A 22,382-nucleotide genomic window follows, 5' to 3' on the forward strand; every position below is an offset into this window, starting at 1 on the left:
CCTGAGTAGTTTTTCTCTCAGAGATAGCCTTTTTTGTGTTCTTATTGAACAATGTTGCACTATGCACCATCGTGCCCATTCCACATATATTGCTATTGCGCGCTATTTTCCCAAGAAAAGGGGCTATCCGATGTACGACTACCCTGCTTACTACTATAATCAACAGCCGGTTTACCCGCATACCCCGACTGCTTCCCCCTACTGTCAACCTTGCTGCTCCCCATACGGGAGCTGGGACCGCACCGCTGCAATGGATCATGGGCTATACGAGCATCGCGATTATCCAGCTGTCGACACGAAGATACTTTCACACTCGCTTACAACCTCTCAGCATTTGCTCAAGGACGCTTCGCTCGTCATTCAAAAGCTGGCTGATCCCGCAACCTCTCATGAATTAATGAAGCATGCCCAGCAGGGCAATCAAAAAGAAGTGGACCGCATCGTCCGCTCCTTCGGCAGCACATCATCCGTTGCGACCACCTATTCCCCAAGTTCCGTCAGATTTACTATCGATCCCCGAACCGATGGAGGAGTCCCCTGCTGTGAAGTTACGTTGTCGCTCAAATGGGGGCAATAACCAACGCAAAAACATCCGTTATCGAACATCAAGTGCATCCAAGATCGGCCATGCCGTCCCGACCCATTGTGCGATAACGACAAGAAGCAGCCAATAAATTAAATAATAAATATCCACTCTGGAGTAAGAGGAAAGATAATAATAAGTTCGTTTTTTTTGAGTGGAAAAACGCTTCGCCTCCATCGCCACGGCCGTCCGATGAGCGCGGCGGATGCTCTGGGCCAGCAGAGGAATGGCATACATGCGCAGCATCGTGTACCAGCCCGTTACCCAATTGCGCCGCTTCTTGCCCCTCACCTTAAGCGCATAGCGCAGCGTTTGAAACTCCTCTACGATAAGCGGCAGCATGCGAAGCGCGGCAAGGAAGCTATAGGCATACTTCGGAGCCACCTTCCACTGCTGCATCAGCGCATAAAAAAGAGCGACAGGACGTGTGGTCAAGCTGAACAACAGCCCCACAGCCGCGACCTGAAGGCCGCGAAAGCCGAGATGCAGACCGCGGTAGAAGCTTTCTTCGGTGATTCGAACAAAACCCAGCTGAAACCACAGTGTTTCCCCGTTGCCGAACATCATCATCCCCGCCGCAGAGGAGAGGAAGATGAGCAGGAACGGCGAGGCATACAGCAGCAGGCGCCGCAGCGGCTGGCCTGAAAACAAGAGCAGCGGCACCAGCACCCCCGCTGTTAAATACATCATCGTATTCAGATTATGCGTGAATACAACAAGAACAAACAGAAGCAGAGACAGGACAAGCTTCACACCCGGATTCACCCGGTGCAGCCAAGTTTCACGGTACGTGAACGTTATTTGCATACCACCCTAGCCTCCTTCCCTGGCGAATGCGGCAAGAGGTGCAGAGTTCTCCGACACCGCCTCTGTCACACAGCCGTTTTCAACGCGCCAAACGCGCGTAGCGCAGCGTTTGACGATTTCTTCATCGTGCGTCACCATCACGATGACCGTCCCGCCTGCGCGCAGCCGTTCCAGTTGCTCCAGCATACGCATCGTGCCCTGCGCGTCAAGCCCGAAGGTGGGCTCATCCAGCAGCAGAATGCGCGGCCGGCGCACCATCGCGGAGGCCACGCTCAAGCGGCGCTTCTGGCCCATTGAGAGCTGGAACGGGTGCCGCCTGCGCAGCGCTGCAAGGTCGTACTCCAGCAGCAGCTCTTCCAGAGCGGCCTGCTGCGCGGCCGCCTCCCCCTTCTCCGCCTCCGGCAAGGAGTAGAGCAGCTCTTCTTCCACCGAATTCGTGACGAATTGGAATTCCGGGTTTTGGAACACGAAGCCGACCTGCTCCGCAAGCTGCTCGATTTTGCTGCCCTTCACGCCCTCGATCCAGCTCTTGCCTTGCGTCGGGATGAGCCGCATGATGGCTAGCAGGAGCGAGCTTTTGCCTGCGCCGTTGATGCCGGTGACGGTGATCCAATCACCGGGATAGACGCATAAGTTATCCACATAGGTCTTAATCTTGCCGCCGCGAAGACCCGCGAAATCGTGAAAGGTCATCACCGGCTGCCTGGCAGCAAGCATTTCACCGGCAGCAGCACTCTCCGCTGTTCGCCCCGTGTGACAGTCATCCCAAACGCCCGGATACCATATGCCGTAGTCAGCGAGCTGTTTTTTGTACGTTTGAAATACGGCTTGAGGCGAGCCATCGGCAAGCAGCTCTCCATTAGGGGAGATGACGATTAGACGGTCGATAAGGTCGAGGATACCGCTGATTTTATGCTCCACAATGACCAAAGTCTTGTCAGCGCCAATCGAGCGGATGGTCTCCCAGACGAGGTTCGTTCCCTCCTCATCCAACAGCGCCGTCGGCTCATCCAGAAACAGCACCTCCGGCTCTAAAGCGAGGACGCTCGCAATCGCCAGACGCTGCTTCATCCCCTGCGACAGCACGCCGATTGGCGTATGCGTATCGTCAAGCTGCAGCCCCACCAAGCTCAAATACTGGGCAATTCGCGCCGGCATTTCCTCGCGGGGCACCTGCATATTTTCCAAGACGAAAGCAATTTCCTCATCCACATACGGCATGCAGAATTGAGCATCCGGATCTTGAAACACGTAGCCCCAGCGACTTGGAGTCGTAAGTCTGTCCGCCTTGAGAGGAAGCTCGATAATATCGGGGACAATCCCGCTCAGCACTTGAAGCAGCGTAGATTTGCCGCATCCGCTTGGACCGAGCAGCAAAACCTTCTCCCCCGGCTTCACCGAAAAGGAAACCCCCTGAAATAACAGGGGGGCCTCTTCTCCTGGATATTTTAGCCTCAGATTGGTAACGCCGAATTCCTCGCTCATGTCCATTACCCCAATACGTCGTAATCTTTCTTCGAAACGGGACGAACCAGACTAAGCACACCGGTGCGGGCCAGCGCCCCAGCCAAATAATAAGCGAACACGCCTGCAATGATCGCAGAGCCCGCAAGACGAAGCCCAATAAACAAACAGTAGTTCCAGAACGTTAATTGATCAATATAGCCATAGTATTTATCTATAAGCAGAGAAAGCGCCGCAGATGCAAAGGACGCGAGGACCGTTACGCTCACACTCGCCCGGCGATACAGAAATACCGCAAATATCAACTCTGCGCCTAGCCCCTGAAGAATACCGTAAACAAGCGTCGATACACCCCAAGATCCTCCTAAAAGCGCCTCAACCGTCGCAGCCGCTACTTCAGCGAGCAAGGCGACGCCGGGTTTGCGAATGACAAGGAAGGCAAACGTTGCCGCCATGAACCACATTCCGTAACTCAACTGTTCTGCGTGCAGACCTAACGGTTTTAAGATATCGTACATCGGACCCCAGATGCGATAAATCACCCCAAATACCGCCGCGATCACGATCGTCACCAAGATATCGGTTAGTTTTAACCCTTTTGCCCCTGTTTCTTTTTGTGCCATGTGTTGCTCCAACTCCTTTTCTTAGATCGAATTTGTAAAATGAGATAGGCGAACACGACAAAAAAAGCCTACCGGGATGCGGCAGGCATAAAATTAGTGCAGAAAGGCACTCGAATTCTCTACGCTGGCATTACCCAGATCAGATTAACGGTCAGCGGCATAGGGCCACTATCTCAGCCTGACTTCATCAAGCACCCGTGTTGCTATTCATTTGGCTTAACTGTAGCGGATTCACCGATATTTGGCAATGCTTTTTTTCAAACTTATTTTTCAATCAAATGCTGCAAATCCTTCGTCAAACCGTTCAGCTGGCTGATGCTGTCAACGATATCTTCCACCCTCTTCTGCTGAACTTCAGCGCTAGCCAATACTTGCTGCACCGAAGCCGCGGATTGTTCGGTAATCGCTGCGACGGACGTCATTTCCTCGGCTACCTTTTGAGAGGATAACTGCAATTGCTGGTTCATACGCTGCAAATTCTCCGCCTGTTCCATGACTTCAACCGTATTCGTGTTAATGACTTCGAACAATTGATCGACGCTTTCCGCTGATTTTTTCCCGGACTCCACTGCCGTTTTACCGACTGCCACCTTATTTACAGCTGTTTCTACTTTAAGTTGAATGGAACCTAAAATCTCGGAGATGTCTGTGGAAGCCACATGGGCATTTTGCGCAAGCTTGCGAATCTCTCCCGCAACAACCGAAAAGCCTCTGCCATGCTCCCCGGCTCGCGCGGCCTCGATGGAAGCATTGAGCGAGAGAAGATTCGTTTGATTGGCGATTTCGGCAATCGTTGTCACGATATTTCCGATTTTCACATTTTCCTCGTTGACTTCATTCATGATGTTGGACGTTTCGGTCACGATAACGGTAATGTCATTGATTTTGTGCGAAAGATCTTCCATTTGGTTTTTGCCTTCATGCGTTATCCGGGCCGTATCCCGGGATCTGCTGCTCATCGCGTTCGATGCGGAAGAGGTCTCCTCCACCGTCTCATTCACCTCTTGGATCGCGGTCGTGATATCCGTAATCGAGGTTGCTTGAGATTCAATGCCGATAGAAATTTGTTGAAAAGCCGCCACGACTTCTTCCGTAATTCTGCCGGTGACAGACGCATTTTCATGCAGCACAGTACTGGAAGTGCCCAGCACCTCTGTTGTCGTACGAACGCCTGCCAGGGCCTCTTCCGTCTTTATCCGCAGTGCCTCGGATTCCCTTGCACTCTGGACTACCCGCGTCAACAATCGGGTCCCAACCTGACCTTGGCCGATAAGCGTAATAATTGTCAGTACGTAAAAAACATTGATCATCGTATAGTCAACAGGAACGGGTAAAGTGAAATTGAAATAATTCAAATTGACAAGCCCCACCACACCATTTAGCAGCAAAGGCCGATAATCCATATACAAGGAAACAATAGCCAAGCTTAAATATAAGATTAGCATGCCTGACGCTGAGGTATTATGTAACATGAAAAAATAAGAAATCACATTAACACCTATTGCAATGACATACCGCGTGGAAGTGATTGCAACTTTTTTCCAAACCATCAATGTACAAACCAGTGCGATAGGTGCTCCGAAAGTCAGCAGCAATACAACTAGTTCTACAGACCTAAATGATGCCCCCATTCCAAGCGCCAAACATGCCCACAACAGCTTGACCATTAATCCGTTTCTTCTATGATGCTCTAACATCTGAGCAGTCATGGGTCATCCCTCCTATTTTATCTACAAAAAAAGACAATTCATCTCATCATTCAACGTTCGAGAAAAAAACTCCTCCTTTTTACGCTGGTAACAAATCTTTGCACAGAATTTGACTTCTGACCCCCACCAAAACTACAATATGTAGTGTACAAAAGAAATCATAAAGGAGCTCATACCAAATGGACCATTCCACGATGCAGAACGGACCGGATGTTGTTGCTATTTTGCTTTACATAGGGCTAGCCCTTTTCATTATCGCCGTCATCGGCTATATCCTTGCCGCGAAAACGAACAAAGCGAACACCAGCAAGCTGAAAAAAGCAGAAAAGCAGGCACTGCAAAAAAAGCAGAAAACGTGGCTGGTACTCTCCCATACGCTTGTAATTCTAGCGATCTGCTCTTTGGGAACTTCCCTGATTCAGTTCTCGTCCAACAAATATAGCATAGAAAAGCTTAACTATAATGCCCCTATCCAGGTCACGACGGATAAAGATTACGGGCGCGGCCATAGCGAGGACATGCTGACGTATGAGATGAAAATTCCGACCTCAGGCACGCACAGTCCGCATGACCTGAAGTTCGGCTTTTACACAGAAAGACCGACTTATGCCATGCTTGTCCATAATTTAGAACACGGCGATATTATCATCTATTACCATCCCGATGCGCCCAAAGATTTGCTGGATCGGCTTGACTATTTGAGCCGCTTCAAGAAAGCGGGAGCCGGTGTGCTGGCTGTGCCGAATCCCGATGTGCCCGGCGATATGGAAGTTGTCGTAACCGCCTGGACCAAAACAATGCAGCTTCCCAAGTTTGACGAAGCCAGCGTAGGCACTTTCATCTACCAGAACATTGACAAAGGTCCTGAACAAATCCCGTCCGAAGTTCGGCGTGGCGGAGGTACGATGTAAATTCCGGGTCGCTAGAAAAAACGGATGCTCCTTTTACTTGCGCACCGTTTCGCGGTCGGATACCAAATCTGTCGGCACCAGGCCGGTCAACCGCCTGAAAACACGATAAAAATAAGACGGGTCATTGTACCCGATAAAATCCGATATCTCCGTCACCGTAAGTGCCGAATGCTTGAGCATGTAGACGGCCGTTTTGATCCTGGCGGCATGTACGAATTCGCTGATCGTCTGGCCGGTCACTTTGCGAAACAGGGTGGCCGCATAGTTCGGCGATCTGCTGATGCAAGCCCCCAGCTCATCCTTGGTGACATGCTCCCGGTAATGGTTCTGGATATAAAGCTTCATGTTCTCCACCAACTGGAGAGTGGCGCTTGTCGCGGCTTCATGATCCCACTCCCGATGAAGATAAACGAACAGCTCTGTTAACAGCGCTTCACACAGCGTCTGATAATAGGGCTGTTTGTCTTCCCATTGCTGATGGATGTGGCGCAGATGGTCAACAATGAGTTCATATTTGCTTGTGATCCGGCTTGCGGCACTTAACTGCCTAAAAAGCGGAAATGACTCCTGAGCCGCTCCCGGCACAAACTGCATCACATATTTTTCGTGCAGCATCGTTGGAACACTTCTTCCGTAATAGGGAATGCCGCCCGGGATGAGCAGCCACTGCCCTTTCTCCAGCACATGCTTCTTCTCATCGATCCAATAGACACAGCGGCCGTAAGTAACAAGCACGAGCGTCCAGTCCTGGCATCCCTCCTGCGATTCTTCATACCAATTGCTGCTTTTATCATAGGTATAGCTCGTTACCTTCATCTTCCATCACCTACATACCATAGTACATATAGCATACTATATTTCATGGAACTTTGTCGAAATAAGGCATATAATGAAGCCAAAATTGATTCGCCCAATACGAAAGGAAGGTCTGAACAATGCGTAAAACGAAAATCATTTGCACCATGGGTCCTGCTTGCGATTCCGTCCCGACACTAAAGGAGTTAATTCGCTCCGGCATGAGCGTTGCCCGGCTAAATATGGCCCATGGCGATTTGGATGAGCACCGGGGGCGCATTCAGCGCGTCCGTCAAGCGGCTCAGGAGCTGGGGGTTGTCGTTCCGATTCTGATGGATATCAAAGGACCGGAAATCCGCATCGGCCAACTAAAAGATGCTTCTTATGATTTGAAAAGCGGTGACCGCATCGTCCTGACAACGGAACAAATCGTCGGTGACAGCAGCCGCGTTTCCGTCAATTACCCCGGTCTGCCACAGGATGTGCAGCCAGGCAACCTCGTCCTCATCGATGACGGCTCCATTGAGCTTCGTGTTGAAGCGATCGGCGGTACGGAAGTGATCTGCAGCGTCCTCAACCAGAGCGTTCTGAAACAGCGGAAAGGCGTTAACTTGCCAGGTGTACGCACATCGCTGCCGGGTGTAACCGAGCGTGATGTGATGCACATTAAATTCGGCATCGAAGAAAACATCTCCATCATCGCGATGTCCTTCGTTCGTAACGGGAACGATGTTCAGGAAGTTCGCGGTATTTTGGAGCAGCACGGTGCAGGCCATACGCCGATTATTTCAAAAATTGAGAACGAAGAAGGCATGACCAATTTCGCTTCCATCCTTGAAGCTTCCGACGGCATCATGGTCGCGCGCGGCGATCTTGGGGTGGAAATTCCGACGGAGGAAGTTCCGATCGCGCAAAAAGACATGATTCGCGCTTGTAATCTTGCCGGCAAGCCGGTCATTACAGCAACGCAAATGCTTGATTCGATGCAGCGGAATCCGCGTCCGACGCGCGCTGAAGTGAGCGACGTCGCGAACGCCGTGCTTGACGGCAGCGACATGGTCATGCTGTCCGGCGAGACTGCCGCTGGCAAATATCCCGTCGAGTCCGTGACGATGATGGCGACAATTGCCGAGCGCGTCGAGCAAACCATGGAGCGCAGCTCCTTGATCGACTCACAGCTGCAATCGAACAACGAAGTGACGGAAGTGCTGTGCCAAGCGGTTGTTACGTCTGCGAACAAGCTCAAAGCTGCGGCGATCCTGACGCCGACGGAGAGCGGCTTCACCGCCCGGATGATCGCCAAGTATCGTCCGGAGGCGCCGATTATCGCGGTAACATCCAATGAGTACGCGATTAACCTTCTCAGCATGGTTCAGGGTGTAATCCCGATCCATGGCGAGTTCTGTGAATCGACCGATGCGATGATTCGCTCAGCCATCGGACATGCCGAAACGCTCGGCTATGTGAAAAAAGGCGACCTTACCGTCGTTTCCGCCGGCGTGCCGGTTGGGAAATCGGGCACGACCAACCTGTTGAAGGTTGAGCGGGTTTAAGCAGTTGGTTGTTTGAAACGAGGCTATCCCCAGTCATTTCTATGACTTGTGGGATAGCCTTTTTGTGCAGTTGTGCTTCTGCCTGCGGTCAAATTAAGGGGAAAACGAACGAAAGCATTTTACAGTAAATGTTGCGCGAAGACTACGTTGTTGGCTACTCTTATAGGGCAGACTATTGGAGCTGGACGCTTTTACATCGCACTTAACGGGAGGCACCGAAGTTATGATCATCCGACTCGGATTCGTATCGATCGCATTAGCGATTTTCAATAATACCCCCAGCTCGACCTTTACATATAAACTATTTTCAGAGCGTCCGCGCGAGGAGGCACTCCAGCGCGCGATCGCCATCGGACGCAAAAATCTCGAAGCTGCGCAGCGCATCCTGTATTACAATGCCGCTCATGGCATCCGCTTATTTCGTCTCTCCTCATCACTCATTCCGCTGGCTACGCACCCCGACGTGCAGATTGACGTGGCCAATGAATATAAAGACGAGCTCAAAAAGCTCGGCGACTTCGCGAAGTCGCAGGACATTCGCCTGAGCATGCATCCGAACCAGTTCACACTGCTGAACGGAAGCGATTCGGTCGTGGCGGCGGCGATTCAGGATCTGCGCTACCACGCGGCGATTCTCGACGGGATGGGGCTGGATGAATCCGCGATCATCAACATCCACGTAGGCGGCGTGTACGGAGACAAGGCAACCGCGACGGAGCGGCTTTTTGCGAAGATCCCGGAGGTTCCGGATCATATTATGCGGCGGCTTACCTTCGAGAATGACGACAAAACCTACACGCTGGAGGAAACTCTGGCCGTGAGCCAACGGCTGCAGCGTCCCTGCATGCTCGATTTGCATCATGATTGGTGCAACCCCTCGCAATCCACGCCACAGGAGCTGCTACCTGAGATTGCGAAGACATGGGGCGATATCCCTATGAAAATCCATGTTTCATCCCCAAAGTCCCCAAGGGATACGAAGGAGTTTCGCTCCCATGCCGACTACATTGAGCCGGAACAGCTTGTCGCTTTTTTGAAAAGCTGCAAGGAAGCAGGTCTTGAACGGGTCGATGTCATGATCGAGGCGAAGATGAAGGATCTTTCTTTGTTCCGGCTGGCCGAACAGTTAGGTAAGATCCGTGGCATCAAGAGGGTCGATGGCGGTGTTTTGAAGTGGTAGTTATGTCGTGTGCTACACCTCATTTTCGTGATATCAGGGAACTACAGGGGCCCTATTTGAGCAAAATGAGGGATTTTAGGCGATTGAGGCACCTACAGGGTCTTATTTGTGATTAAAAGCTCGATGTAAAGTTAATATTGGCAATATAGAGGAATGTAGTTCCCCCCGATGGGCGGAATCATTGCTTTCGCGGAAAATAGCGGATCCTAGTTCCCTTGCGACTCCCCCTCAGCCAGATCTCACCTCACTCAACGAATCGTCTTATCCTTGTTGCCCTGCGGAGTCGTGTGCATATGCTCCTGGCTCCTCACATGCTTCAGGGCGTTGATTTCTCCTCCGATAATAATGAGCAGCGCGGAAATATAGAACCACGTCATTAACACGATGATCCCCCCGACACTGCCATAAGTGGCGCTATAATTCGTAAAATTATTAACGTAGAAGGAAAAGCCCAGCCCTGTCCCCTGCCAACCGAGGGAGGCGAACAAGGCGCCGGGAAGCACGCTTTTACACGTCAAGCAGGTGTTAGGAGCAATGTAATAAATGCCTGTGAAAACAATGAACAAGATGATGAAGTTCGCGACCCAGCGCAGGTTGTTCCAAATGTTGACCGTGCCCGCTGCCATATGGACATGCGCTTGCAGCCAATCCCCGATCCAATGCCCGAACACGCTCAGCAGCAGTGCGGATGCAATGACAATGAGCATGCCTAAGGTCAGCATGACAGCCAGAAAACGCGAATGTATGAAGCTTTTGCGCTCAGGCAGGCCGTAAGCTTTGTTCACGGCAATCACGATGGCATTCATCGCGGCGCTGGCGCTTACCAAGGCGAAGATTAACCCGAAGGACAGCGTTCCTCCCCTTTTGACATCGAGCAGATTGCTCAAGGTGTCCTCAAGCCAGCTGGAGACGGCCCCCGGGATGTAGTCTTTGATCAGCTCCATGACATCGTCCGTAGAGAAAGGCAGATACCCGAGCAAGCTCAAAATAAAGAGCAGGAACGGAAACAGCGACAGCAAAAAATAGTACGCGCACTGCGCGGCCAGCCCGGTAGCATCGTGCTTTTGGAATTGCTGCCAGAGCAATTTTAAGTTAGATAGAACCATAAAGAGAGTTATCCTTTCATTGCTCAAGAATTGTGATAAAATAGGTAGTTCAGTTATGCAAGGAACAGGTGATAATCAATGAATTCTCTTTCTATTTACCCTACTCCATCAGGCTCTAAACCTGCCAACGAGCAAAAAGTTCCGCATGCGCAGATGGCTCGTTTAACGAATAGTTCGGATTTTGTGACGGACGAGGACCAAGATGCTTATTTTTTTCGCGATTTGGAACGTCATCGGATTATGCTGAATGAAGCGCAAGTGCAGGCTGTGCGCCATTATAAGGGGCCTCTTCTCACATTAGCGGGAGCAGGTTCAGGGAAAACAACGGTATTGGTGTGCCGGGTCGCTTATTTGCTGTGCGTTCAGAGGGTGCATCCGTCCAATGTGCTGCTGATTACTTTTTCGAAAAAAGCCGCCGAAGAAATGCGGGAACGCCTCGCTTCTCTACCGGGTCTTGATACAAGTGTAACCCACTCCATGCAGGTCAGGACCTTTCATGCGTTTTGTCTGCGTTTGCTGCGTATGAACGGGTTCAATCAAGAGATTTTGAGCGACGGCCGCTATCAGCAAATTGTGTTCAAGCGCATTATGCTGAGTATGGGGCTTCAGGATGCTTACCAGCCCGAGGTTCTTATTGCTCTCCTTTCCTCCTATAAAATGCAGCTGATCGAAGTCAGCGAACTTCCCGAAAATACGGAAGAAGATCAGGAGATGAAACGAATTTTTCTGCAATATGAACAGTGGAAAATGGAACAGATGAAGATCGACTTCGATGATATTTTGATCCTCGCGCATCAATTATTGCAGCAAAACGCAGACATCCTGCGCTCGCTGGAGCGAAAATTTACTTATATCAGCGTCGACGAGTTTCAGGATACAAACACGGTGCAGTATGAAATTATTAAAATGATTGCGCGAAATCATCAAAATTTGATGGTTGTCGGCGATGACGATCAGACGATTTATTCATTTAACGGCGCGCGGAATGAATTTATTTTACAATTCCACAAGCAGTATCCCACAGCGGCAACGGTCACACTCGATATCAACTATCGTTCCACTTCGAGCATTGTCGGGCTGGGGAATGCCATCATTAAGCATAACGTGCAGCGTAAAAACAAGACGCTGCTAGCCACCAAGCAAAGTGAAACGAAACCGCTGTATGTCAGGCCTGCAAGCAGCGACGATGAGGCCGATTGGTTGATCAACGATATCCGGGTCAAAGTCGCCGAGGGTGATTATTCGTATGGGGATTTTGCTATTTTGTACCGGACGCAAAGCAACAGCAGGGCGATTATTGAGCAGTTGATTCTGCATAATTTGCCGTTTGTCGACTATGGCAGCAGCGATTCCTTCTATGAGCAGTGGATGGTGAAGCCGATTATCGATCATCTCCGGATTGCCTATGAACGCCGCAATTTCGAAGCGATCGAGGGTGTCCTCCCCTCATTATATATCGGACGTGACCAAGGCATGCGCATCATTCAAGAGCAGGAAGCGCTTCAGGCCAAAAAGTGGCCGCTCATCCATCTGCTGGGCTTGCCGCAGCTGAAGGATTTTCAGAAGGAAAAGATAAAAAGCCGCATCAGACTTATCAAATCGCTTGTCGACATGAAACCTTTGGAAGCCATTCAAGCGATCCGCAAGGACTTCTATGATGCTTTTCTGGAGACAAACAAACGCAGCAAGCTTACGCATCACCGGGAAATGCTGAAGGAGACGCTGGACGAGCTGGAGTCCTCTGCCAAGCGTTTCGATTCGGTGGAGCAGTTCCTTTATTTTATCCATGAAGTCGCAGAAAAACGCACGGAGATGAGCGCACTGCAAAAAGGCCATGCCGCGAATCGAATCTCGCTCATGACCATCCACAAATCAAAGGGCCTCGAGTTCAATGTGGTCTACTTGCTCTGTGCGATTGAGGGCAACATGCCGCACAGCTCGGCACTGGAGGCGAACCAGCTGAACGATGTTCAGCTGGCAGGTGTTACCGCGCGCGACAAGACGGCCGCTGCCCTGGAGGAAGAACGGCGGCTCGCCTACGTCGCCGTCACGCGCGCCAAGGCCGAGCTGCTGATCAGCTCGCCGGCGTACTATCGCGGGAAGAAGGCTGAGCCTTCCCGCTTCCTGCTGTCCGCGTTCCCTGACGCGGACCGGTCTGACAGCCGCAAGCCTGCGGCGGCTGTGGCCGTGAAGGCAGCCGCGCCGAGGGCGGCTGCCGCTGCGAAGCCCGCCGCGACGGAGCTGGTCGCGGCGTGGGTCTGCAATCAGGCCGGCTGCAAGGCCTGGTCGCGCATTTCTTCGCCGCAGGAATCGCGGCGAACGGCGAAGCCGTGCCCCTTGTGCGGCGGGGCCATGGTCAAGGGCAGCAGGCTCGTCCCACCTGCCCGCTAGCGCGCGGCGGCGGCTTGCATGCTTGCAGGTTTACGGTGAGTGCGCGGAGTTTCTGCTCACGGACACAACGAGGGAAAGAACCCCTATATTCCCGTCCATACGGACACAGCAGCCGTTAAATTAGAGAAAAACGTTATGTTTCACTTCTAACGGACACCAGATGCTTTATTTGCCGGTTTCAGGGTGAAAGCAGGCCCCCAACGAGCAAATAACGACGTTGGTGTCCGTTGCACACTCTAAGGGGCTCTTTTTCACCGAATATGGGCTTCTCTGTCCGTTAGCGAGGCGTAAGACTGCTCGATAGGCTGAGCAAGCAGCCTTCAGAGCTTTTGCCGCAGGAACTACCTCATAAAAAAGCACTCATTGGACGAATTCCAATGAAGATGCCCTGCAGACGTATTATTTCTTCATTTCGTTGGATGAAATCCAACAAGAGCCGCTGAAAAGGTGCGAAAACCTACCAAATTCATCATCCCCGTTGGATTTTGTCCAATGTGATTGGCATTTAAGCATCAAAAATCGCCTGTTCGTTGGAATTCATCCAACGAGCCTAAGTCTCCTCTGGCGTTGCTCCCCTCCCCTTCGCCCAACATGAATAAGGGGGAAGCTTCTATCAAAAAAAAAGACGAAGCAGTCTAAAGACCGCTTCGTCTTTTTTGCATTTATACAAGCTCCTTCAACGCTTGAAGGGCCGCGTCGTAATTCGGATGCTCCTTCATTTCCGTTAAATACTCTACATAGCGAACGGTATTGTTCGCATCCAAGATGAAGATCGCCCGTTGATCCAGCTGAATCTCTTTAATCAACACGCCGTATGCTTGCCCGAAAGCGCGATTTTTGTAATCGGACAGGGTGATGACTTTGTCGATGCCGGCAGCTCCGCAGAACCGGCTTTGCGCAAAAGGAAGATCGACCGAAATCGTCAGAATGACCACGTCATCCCCAAGCTTATCGGCTTCCACATTGAAACGGCGCGTCTGCGCATCGCAAGTCCCTGTATCTACCGAAGGAACAACGGAGATCAGCTTCACTTTGCCTGCGTAATCCGACAAGCTGACTTCTGTCAGGAGATCTTTATTCACCTTGAAATCAGGCGCTTGATCGCCCACCTTAATCTCTGGACCCAGCAGGGTTACCGGGTTCCCTCCAACAGTTGCTATTCCTGTGCGCTCTTGTATTTGTGTCATTGTGATGCCTCCTGAATGGTTTTATAGGTTGTTTTCGTTTATATGTTAAAAGGTTAGCTCGAACCGGCTGGATTAAGCTTGCTCGATAACGGCTTTAAGCTTTTCTTTGGATTGCACGCCGACAAGCTGGTCAACGACTTGCCCGTCTTTGAAAACGAGCAGGGTTGGAATGCTCATTACGTTATATTTGGCAGCAGACTCGGGGTTGTCGTCCACATTGATTTTTACGATTTTCGCTTTTTCACCGATCTCGGCTGAAAGTTCATCCAAAATCGGAGCGATCATTTTACAAGGTCCGCACCAAGGTGCCCAGAAATCGACGAGTACGGTACCCGCTTTGGTCTCATTTTGAAACGTTGCATCGGAAATTTGGTTAACTGACATAGCTGATTCCTCCTAGAAAATGATAGTTATCTGATGTTACCTTACGCATGCTGCTCAGAAATAAATCGTTCTGCATCGAGTGCCGCCATACAACCGCTGCCTGCCGATGTAATAGCTTGGCGATAGATGCGGTCCTGCACATCGCCACAGGCGAATACGCCAGGCACCGCTGTTTGGGACGTTCCCGGAATGACCTGCAGATAGCCAAGCTCATCGGTTGGCAGTTGACCGCCCAAGAAACCGGTGTTCGGCGTATGCCCAATGGCTAGAAAAATCCCGTCCGCCTCCAGCAGCTCTTCCTCACCCGTCTCGTTGTTGAGCACTTTCAGTCCGCTTACTCCCATAGGTCCGGCCACTACTTCAAGCGGTGTGCGGTTTAAACTCCAGGCAACTTTGTCATTGCCGCGGGCGTGATCCTGCATAATTTTCGACGCCTTTAACTCATCGCGACGGTGCACGACACGCACTTCCGATGCGAACCGGGTCAAGAATTGCGCTTCCTCCATCGCGGTATCCCCGCCGCCAATCACGATAATTTTCTTATTTCTGAAGAAAAATCCGTCACAAGTGGCACAGGTGCTGACACCCCTTCCGATATTCTCAGTTTCGCCTGGGATACCCAACTTTTTGGCCGAGGCGCCAGTGGAAATAATGAGCGAGTCAGCCGTCAACTGACCCCCATCCTCTAGAAATAAAGTAAACGGCCGTTTCGACATGTCGACTTCCGTAACCCGGCCCGACTGGATCGTCGCACCGAAGCGTAGCGCCTGCCTCCGCATGTTGTCCATAAGCTCTGGGCCCATAATGCCATCCGGAAAGCCAGGGAAGTTATCCACTTCGGTTGTCGTCGTTAACTGGCCTCCAGGTTGAGTTCCTTCAATGATAAGTGGAGCGATATTCGCTCTTGCCAGATAAATAGCAGCAGTTAATCCCGCCGGGCCCGTTCCGATAATGATCGCTTTGTGATGCATAGAAGTGCCTCCTTTTGAAGGTGCTTAGAATTTATTTGTTTATTTGCTTTGCTCCACCATTGTTTTGTTAGCAAATTAATTTGATGCAATCTTTATGAGTAAATCGTATCAAATCCATCTCGATTTGTCAACAATTATATTGTGTACAATATAAATTAAGGCGCCGACCCACTGCCATAATCCCCCTATGCATTCATTAAACATTCAGTTGGCCTTCATGTGGGCTTCAGACTCCGTTGGCATAATAGAAGCATGTCCTCCAGAGACACAAACTGAAAGGAGCAATTATGAAAAATACACATAAATCATCAAATGGCACGTGGAAATGGGTGTCGGCTCTCTTGGTCCTCAGCCTTGTCGCTTATATCGCCTTTTACCCTCCGACTAAGAAAACAGCTCAGATGCCGGTAACACCTGTAGCCAAAGTCAACGGCGTCACGATCAACTCTGACCAATTGTATACTGCCATGCTGGCTGGTGGTGGCGAGCAGACGCTTGATTCCATGATTTCAGAAGAGATCATTAATCAGGAGGGGCAAAAAGCAGGGGTTCAAGTCACCGATGACGATATTAACAAGGAAATAACTTCCGTTAAAGGCTCCTATGGTTCGGATGCTGAGTTTCAGCAGGCTCTTACTTCCTATGGAATGACGTTAGACGACTTAAAGAAAAGCATGAAATCGCAAGTGCTCTTGAAAAAGATTTTAGCGCCTCAAGTCAAGATTACCGATGACGATATCAAAAAGTACTACGATGAAAATCTGGAAACCTTGAAGGTGCCGGAGCAAGTTCAGGCTTCTCATATCTCGGTTGCAACGAAAGAAGAAGCGGATGCCATTCTGGCTGAGTTGAAAAATGGCGGTGACTTTGCCGCAATCGCCAAAGACAAATCGCTAGACACGGCAACCAAAGACAACGCCGGTTCTCTTGGCTACATTTCGAAAGGAAGTGGAGACGAAGCGTTCGATACCGCGGCCTTCGCTTTAAAAACTGGCGAGACAAGCGGTGCTGTGAAGACAAGCTCAGGGTATGACATCATTAAAGTAACGGATCACAAAGCAGCGTATACCCCTACCATGGAGGAGAAAAAAGAGGATATTACAACAGCAATCACCAACCAGCAGTTGGCCTCTCTCTCAAACACATGGCTGCAGGAGAAAAAGTCCCAATCCACGATTGAGAACTATTTAAAGAAAGCCTAATACATGGATTCGGCTTAACCAGGGCCGCCCCCAAGTAGACAATCTACTTGGGGGCGGCCCTTTTGGTCATTCTATGGTGAACGAGTTTTCATTTCATCCAAACTTTTGAACTGATACCCCTGACTTCTGGCATCGTCAATGATTTTGCCAAGCGCCTCCGTGTTGTCTTTGGATACGGAATGCAGCAAAATCACCGCGCCCGGATGCAACTGCGCCATCACATTTTTGTAGGCATACTCCCAGCCCTTTTGCTGCTTGGGTTCCCAGTCGCGGTACGCAATGGACCAGAATACGTTCGTATAGCCAAGCTGGCGGCTGACGGCCAATGATTGACCGTTGAAGATGCCCCGCGGCGTGCGCAAATAATGCATCTCCTTCTGCCCTGTAACGGCGATGACGCCATCTCGGACTTGGTCGAGCTCTTTCTTAATGCGCTCCGCCGAAATTTGGCTCATATCCGGATGGCTCCAAGAATGGTTGCCGATCAAATGGCCTTCTGCCGCCATGCGCTTCAGCAGTTCAGGCTCGGTTTTGATGTAATGCCCGGTTACAAAGAAGATGGCAGGCACTTGCTTTTCTTTAAGCACATCCAAAATTTTACCGGTATACCCCTGCTCATACCCGTTATCGAACGTCAGGTACAGCTCTTTGACTGCGAGATCGCCTGTAAAAATAGCCCCGTGCTGCTTCAACAAACTTTTGAAGCCTTCTTCATCAATGGATGGGCGCTGTCCGTTGACACTTTTTTTGAAGCCGAAATGATAGGACCCGTCAGCGGAAACGAGCGTGGCCTGTCCGAGCAGCATCGCCAGCACGACGGTAAGGATACGGATGTAATTCACGGGTGCAGATTCACTCCTTGCCTTCTGTGGTTTGGTAAAGCCTACATAGACTAGACTTTTACTAATATGCCTCAGGAAAGACAAGAGTAGGCGTGCATCCAGCAGGGTAATATTGGATATCGATCAGGCCGCCGCCGACTGCTTAATTGATCATTTTTCCGAAGATCTTCACGATATCCGCGCGAAAGGAATGTCCCACCAATTTCTGAATTTCTGCATAAGCATCGCGCTGTGACATCTCCTGCCTGTAGGAGCGCGGCGTCGTTAGCGCCAGGAATACTTCTACGAGGCCAAGCATCTGCGACAGCAGCGGAATCTGGTCTCCTGCAAGCCGGTACGGGTAGCCGGTGCCGTCCACTTTTTCATGATGATATAAGAAAGCTTTCTCCACCTCTTGAAAATCGGGGATTCCTTCGCACAATTCCTTTGCCATGTAACAATGCTCCTGGACGACTTCGAATTCGAATTCGGACAGCTTTCCTTCCTTTTCGAACATATAATCCGGGAGCTTAACCCTGCTTACAAAATGCAGAAGAGACAGCAGATCAATCTCCCACTCCTGTACGTGCAATCCTCCATGTGCTTTCACAAGCGATTTGAGCAGTGCGCTCATTTCTCCGATTTCTTTCCGTGACGTTTGGGTTTTCCGTTCGCCGACCGGAATGAAGCTTTGCAGCAGGTTAATCACCTGCTGTTTCTGCCGCTGAAGTGCCAAAGCTTCAATACGCTTTTCACTCTGATTGCGCGCAATCAGGATTACGCTCCCCAGAATCGCGCTGCCTAGCGTGTACACCCCTTTGGTTGTTGCAGCAATCATCGGTGAAACGTCTCCAACGATAACCGCGGAAGGTTCGAATATATAGAGCATCACGACGTACGTCATAACAACGATGCATCCATATACATATATTTTGAAATCAACCAGCAAACTAAGCACGATGAGATAAAAGGCAATCGCAACCCACATGTGCCACAAAGACAAAGGATTGTACAGCGTAGTCACGACAACAACAGCAAAGATCATTAACGGTGATATTAGTTTCATATAAACATTTTCTTTCGGAAGATTCTTCTGAATCATAAAGATCCCCCAGCAGAAAAGCGCCACGGTCAGCGAGGTTACCAGATACAGATAAGAATCCGAGTCCTTGAGGAGAAGCCAATAGATCAATCCGCTTAGCGAACATACGGTTGCCATACTGGCAATAAGGAACATCAGCAGTTGGTCAATCGGCTGGCTCTTGAGGCGTTGCAAGTTCATAAGAGCGAACTCCTTTTTGATACGGGATGGGTTTCGTGCTCTTTACATTGGAAATAAGAACTCCCCTTCATGACCTCGTCAATCGTGGAAAGGATAACCTCAGGACTTGTATCTTTCATTAAATAGCCATCCACGCCTGCTTGAAAAGCCCGATAAATATCCTCGCTTTCGTCAAAAGCAGTCAGGATAATGATTTTCATACGCGGATGGGAACCCTTCAGCATCTTCGCCCCCTCGATGATCGATGTGCCGGGCATCTTGAGGTCTGTCAGCAGAAGATCCGGCACTAAAGACAGGGATTGTTCAATGGCTTCATCGCCACTAGCTGCCTCGCCCATAACGGTATAGGCCCCACAGCTCTCAAGCAGAATATGAAGGCCTGCTCTGACAAGGGAACGATCGTCAGCGATAACGACTTTATACATAAGCCGTACCCCTTTCACGTGGTATGATTGCCGTAACTGTTGTTCCCGCCGCCTCCTCCGATTGGAAAAAAATTGTCCCGTTCAAAGCTCTGATCCGGCTCTCCATGCCGCCTAATCCAAATTTCCCCTCTTGCTGCACATCCACTTTCTTCATTCCGATTCCATCGTCCTTAATCACGATCGTCCACTGTACACTCGTAACTTCAATCGTCACATGAAGATGCTTCGCCTTCGCGTGTTTAATGACGTTGTTGGCCGCTTCCTCCACCAAATGATAGATGGCGCCTTCAATATCCACCTGTTCTTGCGACACCCAACCGATATGTTCAAAGACCGGCTGCACATCCGTGTGTTCCGTAATACGCTGCAGCAGTTTCTCAATTGCATGATGAAGATTAAATTTTCTCTTCTCGTTCTTAAGCTCAATAATGTATTGCCGGATGTCCCGATGGCTTTCTTTCACCATTTTCTCGATCTCGGTCACATAAGGGAGCATTTCCTCTCGCGCATGTGCGGGGAGCGCATTTTTCAACTGAAACAGCTGAATGGAGATGAAGAACAGCTCCTGCGTGATGCCATCGTGTATGTTCTGGGCAATCGCATTGCGCTCGGTAGCGACCGCTTTTTCTTCTGCATCCAGTAGTTCTTCATCACTGAAATGAAAAGTTTCCAGCCTCATGAGAAGGAATTGGATATATATTTTGTGCAGGATGGATAGTTCATTTTTTTCCGCCTTCACCAGCAGCCAACCATAAGATTTCCCGCTTCTGTCCAGCAGTGTCTGGACGTACATAGCCTCTAATTCACCTGTGGGAGAAGGCAATTTGGCGTGCATTTTCTGACGGCGCGGTGGCGTATTCTGCTTCATATAGTTAGTGAAATAAGTATGCTTCCAGCTCTGCACTTTCTCGCTCTGCCTTGCGCTTTCTATACATAGAATGACTTCCCGCTCATCCAAAACTTTCTTGAGCATCGCTTCCATGTAAGGAACGATTCCTTGCTTCATCGGTTGCCGCGCCATAAAACGGGACGAATAAATCATCACCAGCTTACGGTATTGTTTACGCACGCCTTGCAAGGTATATTGCACAAAACTTATCAAGGAAAAGTAGGCCAGCACGACAAAGCTATAATCGAAACGGTCCAGAAGATACTTGAGCGCAGGCCCTTCAGAAAACAGAGCGAAGATAGCCGGAAGGAGAAGCGCATAGCTGAGGCAGATGGGATAATACTTTCTCCATGTCACAAACCGCTTGATCATGAAAAGTCCGGTAAAACAATAGATTAAAAACGGGGAAGACAACCCGCCTGTCAACCAGAGTAGATAAATCCCAAAACCAGTATCAAACGAAGCTGCTGTAATTGCCGCTAGTCTATTCATTTTAAATACGTATAACAGGCTGTAGGCCGTGTGAAAAAGAACCGCGGCTAACAGCAGCCCCGGCGTAACGCTCCCCGATTTGGTATAAATCAACAGCCCCATCAACAGCAGTACCCATCTGCACCCAAAAAATAAATATAAGCCCGATCTGTAGGATAAAAGCATGCCGAACGACTCCTAAACTTTATGAATTCTTAATGGTCTTTCGACCATTTTTGATATACAATGAAGCAGTTAACATTTGTCATAGGCATAAAGAACTAGTTAATTATACCCATGAACAGTATATCATAGATCGCATCAATTTGGAGGGACCCGATAGATGAATATGATTATCCTTGATGACCATCCGCTTGTTCGCAAAGGCATTTGCACGATTGTTTCATCCGGTCAATCCATGCATATTGTTGGGGAGGCTGCGAACTCGAAGGAAGCGCTGCGACTTCTGAATCAGACACACCCCGATCTCGTACTCGTAGATTTGAACTTAGGGAATGAGAATGGCTTAGACTTTATACGGGAGGCCCGAAGGGCGGGACATTCTTGTAAATATATGATTTTAACGTCATCAATCACGCAAAGTGAGATTGAGCTCGCACAATCCATGGAGATTGAAGGCATCTGCTTAAAGGAAGCGTTTCCCGAAGATTTGTTGTATGCGATTGAAGTTGTAGCCCGCGGTCGCAAGTACTACGATCCTGTGTTAATGGGTACCATGATGTCACATCGAGCAGGCAGAGAAAAGCAAGAGCTGTCCGAGCTCACTCCCAAAGAACTTGAAGTGCTGATGTCTCTCGGCAAAGGCCGCTCCAACAAAGAAATCGCAAACGCTCTCTACATCACTGAGTTCACCGTTAAAAAGCACGTGAGTCAGGTTCTAGCCAAGCTAGAACTGGCGGATCGAACACAGGCCGCCTTATATGCTCTATCCAAAGGGCTGGTGCAATTCGAAATGCAGCGTTAGATCGCATTGATACAAAAGAAAGATCCGTCGGGATACCCCGCCGGATCTTTCTGCTTTATAGGTCAAGCGGCTCCGCAATCCGGTGCATAGGAAATAGCGAGAAAGCTGCAAAGCCTTTCACATCCTTGATATGCACAGGACCCAGCGAGGGATCACGGCTATCCTTGCTTTCACCCAAGTTCCGATTATCTCCAACCACGAACAGGTGGCCGCTTGGAATGGTCTGTACGTCCATATCCTCTGACTTTCCGGCTGTATAAAGCTCAGGCAGCGGCGTTTCGTTGACATAGATGACGCCAGCCCGAATCAGTACGCGGTCGCCTTGAACGGCAATGACACGTTTAATAATGCTGAAGCCTAACCGCTCATCCTTGATGACAATCACATCGCCGTACTTTGGCGTTTTAAAAAATAGCGATACTTTATTCATTAGCAAAATATTGCTGCTTTGCAGGGTGGGATTCATGGAATTGCCGGAAACCCTTGTAAGTCCTATCATGTTATTAATTAAAATAAATGCCAGGGCAAGGAGCAAAATAAAGCGAACCCAACCCCAGAATTCACTCTTTGGCCTCTTCATTAGCTGGCTGCGTTCCAAAATCTCATTCGACATGATGCTTTTCCGCCCTCACTCGCTTTATCG

General features: G+C 49.9%; 21 protein-coding genes and 1 riboswitch. Of the genes, 7 read left to right on the plus strand and 14 right to left on the minus strand.

The features are described from left to right. The first annotated feature begins 130 nt into the window (after positions 1–130). Positions 131–577 carry a YuzC family spore coat inner layer protein gene (locus GC097_RS17840; protein ID WP_171684654.1) on the plus strand — a complete coding sequence of 149 codons (447 nt, stop codon included), beginning with the start codon at positions 131–133 and terminating at the stop codon, positions 575–577. 18 nt (positions 578–595) lie between these two features. On the opposite strand, the gene GC097_RS17845 is transcribed toward GC097_RS17840, so the two are convergent. From GC097_RS17845 to GC097_RS17860, 4 genes are all read right to left on the minus strand, one after another. Then, entirely contained in the window at positions 596–1,390 is a 795-nt protein-coding gene (locus GC097_RS17845; protein ID WP_171684655.1) for an energy-coupling factor transporter transmembrane component T family protein, read from the minus strand. Positions 1,391–1,396: 6 nt separating this feature from the next. Next, positions 1,397–2,875 carry an ABC transporter ATP-binding protein gene (locus GC097_RS17850; protein ID WP_246294317.1) on the minus strand — a complete coding sequence of 493 codons (1,479 nt, stop codon included), beginning with the start codon at positions 2,873–2,875 and terminating at the stop codon, positions 1,397–1,399. Between the two features lie 5 nt (positions 2,876–2,880). After that, the gene (locus tag GC097_RS17855) at positions 2,881–3,477 is read right to left on the minus strand and encodes an ECF transporter S component (protein WP_171684657.1); all 597 of its coding nucleotides are present in this window, start codon (positions 3,475–3,477) and stop codon (positions 2,881–2,883) included. A gap of 99 nt (positions 3,478–3,576) precedes the next feature. Further along, positions 3,577–3,686, minus strand: a riboswitch (TPP riboswitch). 54 nt (positions 3,687–3,740) lie between these two features. Next, entirely contained in the window at positions 3,741–5,186 is a 1,446-nt protein-coding gene (locus GC097_RS17860; protein ID WP_171684658.1) for a methyl-accepting chemotaxis protein, read from the minus strand. Between the two features lie 179 nt (positions 5,187–5,365). Between GC097_RS17860 and GC097_RS17865 the strand changes: the two genes are divergently transcribed. Beyond that, a complete protein-coding gene (locus tag GC097_RS17865) occupies positions 5,366–6,097 on the plus strand; it encodes a DUF3105 domain-containing protein (RefSeq protein WP_171684659.1) in 732 nt (243 codons plus the stop codon). Positions 6,098–6,130: 33 nt separating this feature from the next. Here the strand turns inward: GC097_RS17865 and GC097_RS17870 are convergent, their stop codons facing one another. After that, complete coding sequence (locus GC097_RS17870; RefSeq protein WP_171684660.1) at positions 6,131–6,913, minus strand: helix-turn-helix domain-containing protein; 783 nt, start codon at positions 6,911–6,913, stop codon at positions 6,131–6,133. Between the two features lie 119 nt (positions 6,914–7,032). Between GC097_RS17870 and pyk the strand changes: the two genes are divergently transcribed. Then, entirely contained in the window at positions 7,033–8,445 is a 1,413-nt protein-coding gene (gene pyk / locus GC097_RS17875; protein WP_171684661.1) for a pyruvate kinase, read from the plus strand. 175 nt (positions 8,446–8,620) lie between these two features. Next, a complete protein-coding gene (uvsE, locus tag GC097_RS17880; RefSeq protein ID WP_246294318.1) occupies positions 8,621–9,625 on the plus strand; it encodes a UV DNA damage repair endonuclease UvsE in 1,005 nt (334 codons plus the stop codon). A 248-nt stretch (positions 9,626–9,873) separates the two neighbouring features. Here the strand turns inward: uvsE and GC097_RS17885 are convergent, their stop codons facing one another. Further along, positions 9,874–10,731 (minus strand): YihY/virulence factor BrkB family protein, encoded by an 858-nt coding sequence (locus GC097_RS17885; RefSeq protein ID WP_171684662.1) that lies wholly within the window; start codon positions 10,729–10,731, stop codon positions 9,874–9,876. 78 nt (positions 10,732–10,809) lie between these two features. Between GC097_RS17885 and GC097_RS17890 the strand changes: the two genes are divergently transcribed. Beyond that, positions 10,810–13,122, plus strand: coding sequence for a UvrD-helicase domain-containing protein (locus GC097_RS17890; RefSeq protein WP_171684663.1), 2,313 nt, complete (start codon positions 10,810–10,812; stop codon positions 13,120–13,122). Positions 13,123–13,784: 662 nt separating this feature from the next. On the opposite strand, the gene tpx is transcribed toward GC097_RS17890, so the two are convergent. From tpx to trxB, 3 genes are all read right to left on the minus strand, one after another. Beyond that, a complete protein-coding gene (tpx, locus tag GC097_RS17895) occupies positions 13,785–14,309 on the minus strand; it encodes a thiol peroxidase (RefSeq protein ID WP_171684664.1) in 525 nt (174 codons plus the stop codon). A 72-nt stretch (positions 14,310–14,381) separates the two neighbouring features. Next, entirely contained in the window at positions 14,382–14,693 is a 312-nt protein-coding gene (gene trxA / locus GC097_RS17900) for a thioredoxin (protein ID WP_171684665.1), read from the minus strand. Between the two features lie 41 nt (positions 14,694–14,734). Then, positions 14,735–15,664 carry a thioredoxin-disulfide reductase gene (gene trxB, locus GC097_RS17905; protein ID WP_171684666.1) on the minus strand — a complete coding sequence of 310 codons (930 nt, stop codon included), beginning with the start codon at positions 15,662–15,664 and terminating at the stop codon, positions 14,735–14,737. A 287-nt stretch (positions 15,665–15,951) separates the two neighbouring features. Between trxB and GC097_RS17910 the strand changes: the two genes are divergently transcribed. Then, complete coding sequence (locus GC097_RS17910; RefSeq protein ID WP_171684667.1) at positions 15,952–16,866, plus strand: peptidyl-prolyl cis-trans isomerase; 915 nt, start codon at positions 15,952–15,954, stop codon at positions 16,864–16,866. A gap of 71 nt (positions 16,867–16,937) precedes the next feature. Here the strand turns inward: GC097_RS17910 and pdaA are convergent, their stop codons facing one another. The 4 genes from pdaA to GC097_RS17930 all read right to left on the minus strand — a co-directional run bounded on the left by pdaA (position 16,938) and on the right by GC097_RS17930 (position 20,940). Then, positions 16,938–17,672 carry a delta-lactam-biosynthetic de-N-acetylase gene (pdaA, locus tag GC097_RS17915; RefSeq protein WP_171684791.1) on the minus strand — a complete coding sequence of 245 codons (735 nt, stop codon included), beginning with the start codon at positions 17,670–17,672 and terminating at the stop codon, positions 16,938–16,940. 178 nt (positions 17,673–17,850) lie between these two features. Continuing rightward, the gene (locus GC097_RS17920) at positions 17,851–18,969 is read right to left on the minus strand and encodes an HD-GYP domain-containing protein (protein ID WP_171684668.1); all 1,119 of its coding nucleotides are present in this window, start codon (positions 18,967–18,969) and stop codon (positions 17,851–17,853) included. Continuing rightward, on the minus strand, positions 18,966–19,394 hold the full coding sequence (locus GC097_RS17925) for a response regulator (protein WP_171684669.1): 429 nt from the start codon (positions 19,392–19,394) through the stop codon (positions 18,966–18,968). The genes GC097_RS17920 and GC097_RS17925 overlap by 4 nt, the downstream gene beginning before the upstream one ends. After that, the gene (locus tag GC097_RS17930; RefSeq protein WP_171684670.1) at positions 19,387–20,940 is read right to left on the minus strand and encodes a sensor histidine kinase; all 1,554 of its coding nucleotides are present in this window, start codon (positions 20,938–20,940) and stop codon (positions 19,387–19,389) included. The genes GC097_RS17925 and GC097_RS17930 overlap by 8 nt, the downstream gene beginning before the upstream one ends. Before the next feature lie 157 nt (positions 20,941–21,097). Here GC097_RS17930 and GC097_RS17935 point away from each other — a divergent pair, with 157 nt between their 5' ends. After that, a complete protein-coding gene (locus tag GC097_RS17935) occupies positions 21,098–21,739 on the plus strand; it encodes a response regulator (protein ID WP_171684671.1) in 642 nt (213 codons plus the stop codon). A gap of 55 nt (positions 21,740–21,794) precedes the next feature. Here GC097_RS17935 and lepB read toward each other — a convergent pair whose 3' ends face one another. Then, the gene (gene lepB, locus GC097_RS17940; RefSeq protein WP_171684672.1) at positions 21,795–22,352 is read right to left on the minus strand and encodes a signal peptidase I; all 558 of its coding nucleotides are present in this window, start codon (positions 22,350–22,352) and stop codon (positions 21,795–21,797) included. Positions 22,353–22,382 lie beyond the last annotated feature (30 nt).

Source organism: Paenibacillus planticolens (genome assembly GCF_013141725.1).
GTDB lineage: Bacteria > Bacillota > Bacilli > Paenibacillales > NBRC-103111 > Paenibacillus_E > Paenibacillus_E planticolens.

Coding starts and splice junctions, on each gene's coding strand:
- lepB (WP_171684672.1), bottom strand. CDS start 22,352: ATGTCGAATGAGATTTTGGAACGCAGCCAGCTAATGAAGAGGCCAAAG.
- GC097_RS17860 (WP_171684658.1), bottom strand. CDS start 5,186: ATGACTGCTCAGATGTTAGAGCATCATAGAAGAAACGGATTAATGGTC.
- GC097_RS17840 (WP_171684654.1), top strand. CDS start 131: ATGTACGACTACCCTGCTTACTACTATAATCAACAGCCGGTTTACCCG.
- GC097_RS17865 (WP_171684659.1), top strand. CDS start 5,366: ATGGACCATTCCACGATGCAGAACGGACCGGATGTTGTTGCTATTTTG.
- trxB (WP_171684666.1), bottom strand. CDS start 15,664: ATGCATCACAAAGCGATCATTATCGGAACGGGCCCGGCGGGATTAACT.
- GC097_RS17910 (WP_171684667.1), top strand. CDS start 15,952: ATGAAAAATACACATAAATCATCAAATGGCACGTGGAAATGGGTGTCG.
- GC097_RS17890 (WP_171684663.1), top strand. CDS start 10,810: ATGAATTCTCTTTCTATTTACCCTACTCCATCAGGCTCTAAACCTGCC.
- trxA (WP_171684665.1), bottom strand. CDS start 14,693: ATGTCAGTTAACCAAATTTCCGATGCAACGTTTCAAAATGAGACCAAA.
- pdaA (WP_171684791.1), bottom strand. CDS start 17,672: ATGCTGCTCGGACAGGCCACGCTCGTTTCCGCTGACGGGTCCTATCAT.
- GC097_RS17925 (WP_171684669.1), bottom strand. CDS start 19,394: ATGTATAAAGTCGTTATCGCTGACGATCGTTCCCTTGTCAGAGCAGGC.
- GC097_RS17930 (WP_171684670.1), bottom strand. CDS start 20,940: ATGCTTTTATCCTACAGATCGGGCTTATATTTATTTTTTGGGTGCAGA.
- GC097_RS17870 (WP_171684660.1), bottom strand. CDS start 6,913: ATGAAGGTAACGAGCTATACCTATGATAAAAGCAGCAATTGGTATGAA.
- GC097_RS17855 (WP_171684657.1), bottom strand. CDS start 3,477: ATGGCACAAAAAGAAACAGGGGCAAAAGGGTTAAAACTAACCGATATC.
- GC097_RS17850 (WP_246294317.1), bottom strand. CDS start 2,875: ATGAGCGAGGAATTCGGCGTTACCAATCTGAGGCTAAAATATCCAGGA.
- GC097_RS17920 (WP_171684668.1), bottom strand. CDS start 18,969: ATGAACTTGCAACGCCTCAAGAGCCAGCCGATTGACCAACTGCTGATG.
- tpx (WP_171684664.1), bottom strand. CDS start 14,309: ATGACACAAATACAAGAGCGCACAGGAATAGCAACTGTTGGAGGGAAC.
- GC097_RS17845 (WP_171684655.1), bottom strand. CDS start 1,390: ATGCAAATAACGTTCACGTACCGTGAAACTTGGCTGCACCGGGTGAAT.
- GC097_RS17935 (WP_171684671.1), top strand. CDS start 21,098: ATGAATATGATTATCCTTGATGACCATCCGCTTGTTCGCAAAGGCATT.
- pyk (WP_171684661.1), top strand. CDS start 7,033: ATGCGTAAAACGAAAATCATTTGCACCATGGGTCCTGCTTGCGATTCC.
- GC097_RS17885 (WP_171684662.1), bottom strand. CDS start 10,731: ATGGTTCTATCTAACTTAAAATTGCTCTGGCAGCAATTCCAAAAGCAC.